The organism is Ursidibacter arcticus (genome assembly GCF_009761375.1).
GTDB lineage: Bacteria > Pseudomonadota > Gammaproteobacteria > Enterobacterales > Pasteurellaceae > Ursidibacter > Ursidibacter arcticus.
Genome location: NZ_LEKM01000018.1, coordinates 22,747 through 30,060 on the forward strand (window position 1 = coordinate 22,747; position 7,314 = coordinate 30,060).

The 7,314-nt window shown below is 36.4% G+C and carries 8 protein-coding genes; 7 read left to right on the plus strand and 1 reads right to left on the minus strand.

What is annotated here, in order from left to right:
* Window positions 1-26: 26 nt before the first annotated feature.
* Window positions 27-1,451: an aspartate ammonia-lyase gene (gene aspA, locus A1D25_RS00730; RefSeq protein ID WP_157393813.1), complete on the minus strand. Its 1,425-nt coding sequence runs from the start codon at window positions 1,449-1,451 to the stop codon at window positions 27-29.
* A 343-nt stretch (window positions 1,452-1,794) separates the two neighbouring features.
* Between aspA and lptC the strand changes: the two genes are divergently transcribed.
* The 7 genes from lptC to A1D25_RS00765 all read left to right on the plus strand — a co-directional run bounded on the left by lptC (window position 1,795) and on the right by A1D25_RS00765 (window position 7,070).
* Entirely contained in the window at window positions 1,795-2,400 is a 606-nt protein-coding gene (gene lptC, locus A1D25_RS00735) for an LPS export ABC transporter periplasmic protein LptC (RefSeq protein ID WP_157393814.1), read from the plus strand.
* Between the two features lie 9 nt (window positions 2,401-2,409).
* Window positions 2,410-2,928: a lipopolysaccharide transport periplasmic protein LptA gene (lptA, locus tag A1D25_RS00740; protein ID WP_157393815.1), complete on the plus strand. Its 519-nt coding sequence runs from the start codon at window positions 2,410-2,412 to the stop codon at window positions 2,926-2,928.
* A 9-nt stretch (window positions 2,929-2,937) separates the two neighbouring features.
* Window positions 2,938-3,663, plus strand: a complete 726-nt coding sequence (gene lptB / locus A1D25_RS00745; RefSeq protein WP_157393816.1) for an LPS export ABC transporter ATP-binding protein — start codon at window positions 2,938-2,940, stop codon at window positions 3,661-3,663.
* Between the two features lie 62 nt (window positions 3,664-3,725).
* Entirely contained in the window at window positions 3,726-4,268 is a 543-nt protein-coding gene (locus A1D25_RS00750; RefSeq protein WP_157393817.1) for a PTS sugar transporter subunit IIA, read from the plus strand.
* Window positions 4,268-5,128, plus strand: coding sequence for an RNase adapter RapZ (gene rapZ, locus A1D25_RS00755; RefSeq protein WP_157393818.1), 861 nt, complete (start codon window positions 4,268-4,270; stop codon window positions 5,126-5,128). Before A1D25_RS00750 ends, rapZ begins: the two co-directional genes overlap by 1 nt.
* 1 nt (window position 5,129) lies before the next feature.
* Window positions 5,130-6,314: an FAD-dependent monooxygenase gene (locus tag A1D25_RS00760; protein WP_157393819.1), complete on the plus strand. Its 1,185-nt coding sequence runs from the start codon at window positions 5,130-5,132 to the stop codon at window positions 6,312-6,314.
* Window positions 6,315-6,449: 135 nt separating this feature from the next.
* On the plus strand, window positions 6,450-7,070 hold the full coding sequence (locus A1D25_RS00765) for a lipoprotein HlpB (RefSeq protein WP_157393820.1): 621 nt from the start codon (window positions 6,450-6,452) through the stop codon (window positions 7,068-7,070).
* The last annotated feature ends 244 nt before the right edge of the window (window positions 7,071-7,314 follow it).

Sequence of the window (7,314 nt, forward strand, 5' to 3'; positions counted from 1 at the left end):
TTAATCTATTAACTATAACTTAGAGTTTATTCATCTTCAAAGCGTTTTGCTTTGTATTGAGGGTTCATTAAGTTTTCTACAGAAAGAATATCATCAAGTTGTTCTTCTGTGAGTAAGCCTCTTTCTAATACCACTTCACGTACGCTTCTACCTGTTGTTGCACAGATTTTACCTACAATATCGCCTTCGTGGTGGCCGATAAATGGATTTAAGTAAGTAACAATACCGATAGAGTTAAAGACATAGTTTTCGCAGATTTCTTTATTCACGGTAATGCCATCAATACATTTATCACGTAAGTTCACACAAGCATTTGCAAGAATATCAATAGATTCAAACATTGCTTGTCCGATTACTGGTTCCATTACATTGAGTTGTAATTGACCTGCTTCTGCGGCAAAGGTAACTGCAGTATCGTTACCAATAACTTTAAAGCAAACTTGGTTTACTACTTCTGGTACAACAGGGTTTACTTTTGCAGGCATAATGGATGAGCCTGCTTGTAGTTCTGGTAAGTTAATTTCATTTAAACCAGCACGTGGACCTGATGAAAGTAAACGTAGGTCATTACATACTTTAGAAAGTTTTACTGCGGTACGTTTTAATGCACCGTGTACCATTACATAAGCACCACAGTCAGATGTTGCTTCAATTAAGTTTTCTGATAGGACACAAGGTAATTGTGTTACTTCTGAAAGATATTTCACTGCTAATTCAGCATAACCTGCTGGTGTATTTAAACCAGTACCGATTGCTGTTGCCCCTAAGTTTACTTCTAATAGTAATTCAGCAGTGCGTTTTAGGTTTCTAACTTCTTCATCAAGTAATACTGAAAATGCTTTAAATTCTTGTCCAACAGTCATTGGAACTGCATCTTGTAATTGGGTACGTCCCATTTTTAATACATTAGCAAATTCATTTGCTTTGTTCTCAAAGCCTTGTTGTAAGTAAAGCACTTTTGCAATTAAGTGCATAATACTGTTATAAACAGCGATACGGAAACCAGTAGGGTAGGCATCATTAGTTGATTGACTTGCATTGACGTGATCCATTGGATTCACATATTGGTATTCACCTTTTTTATGACCTAAAATTTCAAGGGCTAAGTTAGCTACTACTTCATTGGTGTTCATATTAACTGAAGTGCCTGCCCCCCCTTGATAAACATCAGATGGGAACTGATCCATACAGCGACCATTCACTAAAATTTCATCACAAGCTTGTACGATTGCTTTTGCTACTTTTTTCGGAATTGCACCTAATTCACCATTAGCAAGGGCAGTAGCTTTTTTTACCATTACCATACCACGAACAAATTCTGGAACGTCCGAAATAACATTTTTAGAAATGTTAAAGTTTTCAACCGCTCTCAAGGTATGAATTCCCCAATAAACATCATTTGAAACTTCGCGTTCGCCTAATAAATCAACTTCAATACGTGTATTACTCATAATATGTTCCTCTAGTGATGTAACAATTTATGGCGTAATCATAGCGATTTTAGTAGCAAAAAAATGTGATCTAAATCATATTTTTAAAAAGGGTAGGGCGATATAAATTACCAATTCGGATTAGTTTTTTTTATTAAGGAAAGTGTATAAAAGAAAAAGTACCTAAAATTGATCTGATTCCAAAAGTGAGACTGATCTAATTCAAGGATTGAGTTCTATATTACGTGGTAATATAGCAGATAAATTTGAAATATAGTTAAGCGGAAAGCCATATAACAATTATTTCAAAATCGAACTACTATAATGTATAATCGCACGCTATCTTTGCAGAAATAGAGAGAATATGAATATCCGTTTAAATCTAATTTTACTATTGATTGTCGCTATTTTAGGCGGTTGGTATTTTAGCCAACAAGAGAGCAATAATGCTGATTTAGCACAATTAGTTAAGCGTGAAGGTTCGCCTGAATATGTTGGAAATAAAATGGAAACTACCGTTTACGACTTAAATGGAAAACCGCAATATTTTGCTGAAGCTCAAGAAATTAAACGCTATGAAAGCACAGAAAGAACAGAATTCTTCAAACCATTACTTGATTTATTTGATGTTGAAACAGCACTTAAACAGTGGAAAGTTACAGCCGACTATGCAGAAATAACGAAAGAGAGAATTTTGAATTTAAAAGGTAATGTAAAAATTGAGAGCTTAGATGCCACATCTCGTTTAACCTATATCGAAACGGACACGTTATCAGTTAATCTATCTACTCACGATATTTCTACCGAAAGTGTTGTAAAATCAAAAGGTATGGGATTTACAACAACAGGAACAGGTTTAGTTGGAAATTTGAAAAAACAAGTTGCAACGCTGACAAAAGATGTCAAAACGTATATTGAACCAACTGTTATCAAGAATACAGAAGAGTCATCTCCTTCTAAAAATCAATAAGGATACTAAATGAAATTTGTAAAAAAATCCCTATTTCTTACCGCTTGTTTGACGATGAGTATGTCAGCTTATGCGTTAAAAGGCGATACCGATCAGCCGATTAACATTGATTCGGGTAGTCAGTCACTTGATATGGATAATAATGTTGTTATTTTTACTGATAACGTACTGATTACACAAGGCTCAATTAAAATTACGGCTAATAAAGTTAAAATTACTCGCCAAGAAGGTAAGAAAGAAACGATTGATGCAAACGGCTCGCCTGTTACTTTCCAACAAACTTTAGATAACGGTAAACCAGTTAATGGTAAAGCAAGTAGTGTTAATTATGATTTAGGATCTGAATTTCTAACACTTATTGGCAATGCAGAACTAAAACAGTTAGATAGCTTTATTAAAGCGGAACGCATTACTTATGATGTGAAAAAACAACAACTTAAAGCCACTAGTGGCGGTAAATCTCGTGTAAAAACGGTGTTAATTCCAACACAGTTGCAAGATAACAAACAAAATTCTAAGAAAAAATAGGTAAAGGTTATGCCAACGCTTTATGCAGAACATTTAGCAAAAAGCTATAAAAGTCGTCAAGTTGTCAAAGATGTTAGCTTGAATGTGAAAGCAGGTGAAATTGTCGGGTTACTTGGCCCAAATGGAGCAGGGAAAACAACCACATTCTATATGGTGGTTGGGTTAGTTCGCCACGATCAAGGTAAAATTCGTATTGATGATTTAGATATTAGTGTTCTACCAATGCACGATAGAGCAAAACAAGGAATCGGTTATTTACCGCAAGAAGCCTCTATCTTTCGCCGTCTAAGTGTTTACGATAATTTAATGGCGGTATTGCAAGTTCGAAAAGATTTGAATGAAAAGCAACGTAAAGAGCGTGCAGATGAATTGATTTCTGAATTTCATATTGAACATATTCGTAATAGTCTAGGACAATCTTTATCGGGGGGAGAACGCCGTCGTGTTGAAATTGCACGAGCGTTAGCCGCAAATCCTAAATTTATTTTACTCGATGAACCTTTTGCTGGGGTTGATCCTATCTCTGTGATTGATATTAAAAAAATTATTGTTAATTTAAAAGAGAGAGGATTAGGCGTGTTAATTACAGACCATAATGTACGCGAAACATTAGATGTATGTGAGAGAGCTTACATTGTGGGGAGTGGTCAAATGATTGCAAGTGGTACACCAGAAGATGTACTTAATAATCCTGATGTAAAACGTGTTTATTTAGGCGAGCAATTCAAACTATAAGATGAGAAATAAGCGGTAAGATTTGCAAAAAATATGGTAAATCTTACCGCTTTCATTTAATTATGACAAAACTGACTGAATTTTTAACGCCTGAGCATATCCAGCAAGGTGTGTTTATCTCAAGTAAAAAGCGAGCGTTGGAGCTGGTGGGAAAAATTGTAGCAAGCTCCCTAAACAGCGATAGCGATGAACAGATTTGCCCAATAGAATGTTTTGCGAATCTGTTTAAACGAGAAAAGCTAGGCTCTACGGCTTTAAATAATGGGGTGGCTCTTCCGCACGCTAAACTACCCTCAAATGATATTATTCAGCTAGAAAAACCGATTGCGGTTTTTTTACAGTTAGAAACACCAATTGACTATGATGCAGCGGATAATAAGGAAGTGGATCTTATTTATGCGATTTTATTTCCTGAGCAGCATTGCGAACAATATAAGTCAAGTTTACCGCAGATTGCACAGCAATTATCAGATAAAAATTTAATCAAGCATCTTCGAAATGCGACTTCAGCGGAGGATATCTGGCAAATCTTACACTATGTAGATCAGCATAACACCGAACAGCATTTAGAAGAACAAGAGCTAACAGAAACTACGGAGGCATAATGGAATTAGTCATTATTAGTGGACGTTCGGGAGCAGGGAAGTCAGTCGCATTACGAGCACTGGAAGATGTAGGCTATTATTGCGTGGATAACATTCCATTACCCCTCGTACCAGAGCTTGCTGCTTTTTTTGCGAAATCTGACCGCTCAACAGTGGTGAGCCTTGATGTTCGTAATTTACCTGAAAACCCACAAATTTTAGATGATGTACTCTCTCGTTTACCAAAGCATATCGAAACTAAAATTATTTTTTTAGATTGCGGTCGAAAAACCTTAATTCGCCGTTACAGTGATTCTCGCCGAGTGCATCCGCTCTCAAATGATAATTTATCACTTGAAAGTGCGATTGAATTAGAAAATACCGTATTAGAGCCATTATTCCACCAAGCAAATCATATTATAGATACGACTTATCTTTCCGCACACGAACTAGCAGAAAAACTAAGGGAATTATTGCGAGGCAAGGCAGAAAAAGAAATGCAAATTGTGGTGGAATCCTTTGGTTTCAAATATGGTGTACCACCAGATGCCGATTATGTTTTTGATGTGCGTTTTTTACCTAATCCCCACTGGAATCCAGAACTTCGCCCTATGACAGGTTTAGAACAGCCTGTAATTGATTTTTTAGAACGACAAACTGAAGTTCACAATTTTATCTACCATACTCGTAACTATTTAGAAATGTGGCTACCTGCATTGGAGCAAAATAACCGTAGCTATCTGACGATTGCCATTGGCTGTACGGGGGGAAAACACCGCTCTGTATTTATTGCGGAACAGCTTGCAAAATATTTTGTAAGCCGAGATAAAAAAGTACAGGTTCGTCATCGCAGTTTAGAAAAACATCATAAGAAGGCGTAAAATGAAAAGTGCAGATATTGTAATTGTTGGTGGCGGTATGGTCGGGTTGGCTTTAGCAAGCTTACTTGCAGAGAGCAACTGTACCATTAAAATTATTGAGAAATCAGCACCGACTTTAACGAACAATGAAATTTCTAATCGAGTGAGTGCGATCAATTTTTCAAGCCAACAAATGTTGATACAGACAGGAGCGTGGCAAAAAATCCCAATGGAACGATTATCACCTTATTCGCAAATGTTTGTTTGGGAAAAGGATAGCTTTGCACATATTCATTTTGATAATCAAGATCCTATCATTAAACAGCTTGGTCTGGAGCAATTAGGCTTTATCATTGAAAATCAGCAAATTCAATCAGCATTGTGGCAAATGGTTAGCCAGCAGAAAAATGTCGAGATCATTTTATCTAGTCCAAAAACACTTGGCGTAAGTGAGCAAGGTGCATTTTTAACCTTAGACAATGGTGAAATGTTGGCGGCAAAATTAGTGGTTGGGGCAGATGGGGCAAATTCTTGGGTTCGTAAACAGGTGAATATTCCGCTCGTAAGCCAAGATTATCAACATACCGCTTTAGTCTGTAATGTAAAAACGGCTGAGCCACATCAACAAACAGCTCGTCAAATTTTTTCGCCAGAGAGTATTTTGGCATTTCTACCTCTTAATGATCCGCATCATTGTTCTATCGTATGGTCATTGCCACCAGAGCAAGCCAACACATTTTCAGAAATTGATGAAACAGAATTTAATAAAGTTTTAACGATTGCATTTGATAATCGCTTGGGGCTGTGTGAGTTGCAAACAGAGCGACATATCTACCCGCTTACAGCTCGCTATGCACGCAATTTCGCACAACCTCGTATTGCATTAGTAGGTGATGCCGCTCATACCATTCACCCGCTAGCAGGACTTGGTGTAAATTTAGGATTTGCCGATGTTATTACGCTGTCGGCTGAATTAAAACGACATCTTGAACAAGGTAATGACATCGGAGAATACCGACATTTACGCCAATTTGAGCGACTTCGTAAAGTAGAAGCAGTGAAGGTACTAACTGCAATGAAAGGATTAAAAGAGCTTTTTGCAGGAAACCACCCTGTTAAAAAGTTATTGCGTGGAGTTGGTGTTGCTCTAAGTAATCAAAATAGTCATATAAAGAAACTATTTGTCCAACAGACTTTAGGATTTTGATTATTTTTTGTTCGATTGAGAAGTGAAACCTGATTTTAGTGAACCAAAAAATATTTTACCTGTCTATTTGCGAGTACAATGCGATGCCATTTTATAATGGCATTTTTTATTACCCTAGTTTTGAGGATCACCTTAATGAATAAATTTACTAAAATCAGTGCTGCAGCATTATTTGCTCTTTTCTTAACAGCTTGCGATAAACCAGCAGAGAAAAAAGCGGAAGCTCCTGCGGCTCAACCAGAAACTACTCAAACTGCTAAAGTTGAAGAGAAGAAAGAAGAACAAGCACCAGCAGCGGAAGCTCCAAAAGCAGAGCAAGCACCAGCAGCTGAAGCACCAAAAGCACAAGAAGCAGATGCTCAAGGCGTTGAAGATTTCAAAAAATTAGTTGCTTGGAATGCAGAGCAAGAGAAAGAAATGGCAACTCTTCAAGCAGATCTTCAACAAAAAATTGCAACACAAGATAAAGCTCAAATTGAAAGTGCTTTCACACAATTTACTGCTAAAGTTAGCGATGTTATTAAGAGCTTAGATGCAGTAGAAATCAAAAATGCAGAAGTGCAAAAATTAAAAGATAAATTAAAAGAAAGTTTATCGTTATCTAGCGAATTACTTTCAGCGTCAATCAAAGCAATGACAGGGCAACCAAGCGAAGAACTTCAAAATGAAATGAAAGGTAAAACAGAAAAACTGATTCAAGTTGGTACTGAATTACAAACTATTCAAGCTGAATTACAACAAAAATTCGCAAAATAATTAAACATTGTTTTAAAAAGCTTAGTTGAAATAATGGTGTAATGGACAAAATGGTTGCTGATTTACCCATTACACGTTCAAGTGGACAAAGTGGTTGCTAATAATATTTTTCTTATGTTGTTAGCAACTCTTTTTATTTAAAAAATCCTTTATAAACATAATCTTACGTTTTTTGCTTAATCCATTGTGATTATTTAATTTTCGTTTTAGTTCACTAAATAATCCTTCAAGCCTATTTGTCGTT

Excerpts from the sequence above, each read along its gene's own strand:
- aspA (WP_157393813.1), bottom strand. The coding sequence starts at position 1,451 with ATGAGTAATACACGTATTGAAGTTGATTTATTAGGCGAACGCGAAGTT.
- lptC (WP_157393814.1), top strand. The coding sequence starts at position 1,795 with ATGAATATCCGTTTAAATCTAATTTTACTATTGATTGTCGCTATTTTA.
- lptA (WP_157393815.1), top strand. The coding sequence starts at position 2,410 with ATGAAATTTGTAAAAAAATCCCTATTTCTTACCGCTTGTTTGACGATG.
- lptB (WP_157393816.1), top strand. The coding sequence starts at position 2,938 with ATGCCAACGCTTTATGCAGAACATTTAGCAAAAAGCTATAAAAGTCGT.
- A1D25_RS00750 (WP_157393817.1), top strand. The coding sequence starts at position 3,726 with ATGACAAAACTGACTGAATTTTTAACGCCTGAGCATATCCAGCAAGGT.
- rapZ (WP_157393818.1), top strand. The coding sequence starts at position 4,268 with ATGGAATTAGTCATTATTAGTGGACGTTCGGGAGCAGGGAAGTCAGTC.
- A1D25_RS00760 (WP_157393819.1), top strand. The coding sequence starts at position 5,130 with ATGAAAAGTGCAGATATTGTAATTGTTGGTGGCGGTATGGTCGGGTTG.
- A1D25_RS00765 (WP_157393820.1), top strand. The coding sequence starts at position 6,450 with ATGAATAAATTTACTAAAATCAGTGCTGCAGCATTATTTGCTCTTTTC.